This window comes from Dietzia sp. B44 (assembly GCF_014145245.1).
In the GTDB taxonomy this organism is placed as follows: domain Bacteria; phylum Actinomycetota; class Actinomycetes; order Mycobacteriales; family Mycobacteriaceae; genus Dietzia; species Dietzia natronolimnaea.
The window spans coordinates 1-1,888 of the sequence record NZ_JAALEF010000210.1; the positions used below are offsets into that span (position 1 = coordinate 1).

Here is a 1,888-nt window from a genome sequence, read left to right on the forward strand (position 1 = left end):
CTGGACCGCCGCCCGGCGGAGGTCTCCGGCGGGCAACTCCAGCGCGCCTGCCTGGCCCGCGCGCTGGCCCAGGAACCCCGGTACCTGATCGCCGACGAGGCCACCGCCCATCTGGATCCGCTGAGCACGGCCGCGATCGCCCGCACCCTCCGCCGGCGGGCCGACGGAGGCCTGGGCGTCCTGGCGATCACCCACGATCTGCGGTTGGCCGAGAGTTGGGCCGACGAGGTTGTGGAGTTGGAGACCCACGCGCCGTGACGGCACCGAGACCCGAACGCAACCCGATCGCCTCTGGACACCGGCGGGTCACCGGCGCACAATCCTAACCATGTTAGGCACTCCGAATCGCGATAGGTCAGCCGAACGACGTGAGGCGACACGGCGGGAGATCATCGACGCCGCGTGGGAGGTGGCCCGCGAACAGGGCCTGGCCCAACTCACCCTCCGCGACGTCGCGGCCCGCGTCGGCATGAAGGCGCCGTCGCTGTATTCCCACGTGGACTCCAAGAACGCCATCTACGACGCGATGTTCGCGCAGGCCTGGACCGAATGTCTCGGGGTGATGGTGACCCTCGACGAGCGCCGACCGTCTGATGCCCGGGGGACGGTCCGGATGTACGCGCGGGCGTACTTCGACTTCTGCGTGAGCGACCTCGCCCGGTTCCAACTCATGAACCAGCGCACCATCCCCGGTTTCGAACCCAGCCCCGAGGCCTACGCGCCCGCGGTGCTCGTGCTCGACGGACTGCGCGAGCGGCTGGCCGCGATCGGGATCACCGACCGGGAGGACATCGATCTCTACGTGGCCGTGGTGGGCGGCTTGGCCGATGCCCAACTCGCCAACGACCCCGGCGGCGATCGCTGGGCCCGCCTCTTCGACCGCGCGGTCGACATGTACCTGCACGACGTCGGCATCCCGACCGACGCCCCGGTCACCACCACACAGGAAGGCACACCGCCATGACCACGACAACCGGGCAACACCGCTCGAAGAACGACCCGCGACCGCCCCAGCTGGACCGCGACACCGCCGCGCGCCTGGCCGAGACCGAGTACGAGCGGGTGGCCGACATGCTCGATCGCCTCACCCCCGAGCAGTGGGGCACCCGGACCGACTGCACCGAGTGGGACGTGCGCGCGATGGCCGGGCACATGCTGGGCATGATCCAGATGCTCGCCAGCTGGCCGGAGATGGTCCGCCAGCAGGTCGCGTCCGGCAGGCGCGCCAAGCGCGAGGGCTGCCCCGCGATCGACGCGATGACCGCGCTGCAGGTGGAGAAGAACGCCGGCCTGTCGACGGACGAACTCATCGCCCAGGTGCGCCGACTGGCCCCCAGGGCGGCCAGGAACAGGCGGCGCGCGCCGGGCGTGATGAGGAAGCAGGCCATGGAGGACAACGGCGAATGGTGGTCCATGGGCTACCTCTTCGACGTGATCCTCACCCGCGATCCGTTCATGCACCGCATCGACATCGCCTCCGCGACGGGAGCCACCATGACGGCGACCGCGGAACACGAGGGGGTGATCGTCGACGACGTGGTGACCGAGTGGGCCGGTCGTCACGGCCAGCCGTACGACCTGGAGCTCACCGGCCCGGCGGGCGGGCGCTGGCAGCACGGCGGGCACTCGGGCGCGGGCGAGAACCTCACCATGGACGCGTTCGAGTTCTGCCGAGCACTCAGCGGCCGGGCCCCGGCGGAGGGACTGCTCCGGACCCAGGTCCCGTTCTGACCCGGATCGTGAATGTGCTTTTATCCAACCGAGTGTGAGGTAGATTACATTCCGGGCACAACGCGCTGGTAGCGCGCACTTCTCCGGCTCGTCGCCGCCTCTGACTCGACCCCGGAAGAAGGACGCCGCCATGCCCCCGTCAGAACCCCTCCCCCCG

3 protein-coding genes are annotated in these 1,888 nt (G+C 70.0%); all 3 read left to right on the forward strand.

The annotated features are described in order from the left end of the window. Nucleotides 1-258: ATP-binding cassette domain-containing protein (locus G6017_RS07840; protein WP_182616807.1), on the forward strand; the 258-nt coding region annotated here is incomplete at its 5' end. 70 nt (nt 259-328) lie between these two features. Continuing rightward, nucleotides 329-964, forward strand: coding sequence for a TetR/AcrR family transcriptional regulator (locus G6017_RS07845; RefSeq protein WP_182616809.1), 636 nt, complete (start codon nt 329-331; stop codon nt 962-964). Then, nucleotides 961-1,731 carry a maleylpyruvate isomerase family mycothiol-dependent enzyme gene (locus G6017_RS07850; RefSeq protein WP_182616810.1) on the forward strand — a complete coding sequence of 257 codons (771 nt, stop codon included), beginning with the start codon at nt 961-963 and terminating at the stop codon, nt 1,729-1,731. Before G6017_RS07845 ends, G6017_RS07850 begins: the two co-directional genes overlap by 4 nt. The last annotated feature ends 157 nt before the right edge of the window (nt 1,732-1,888 follow it).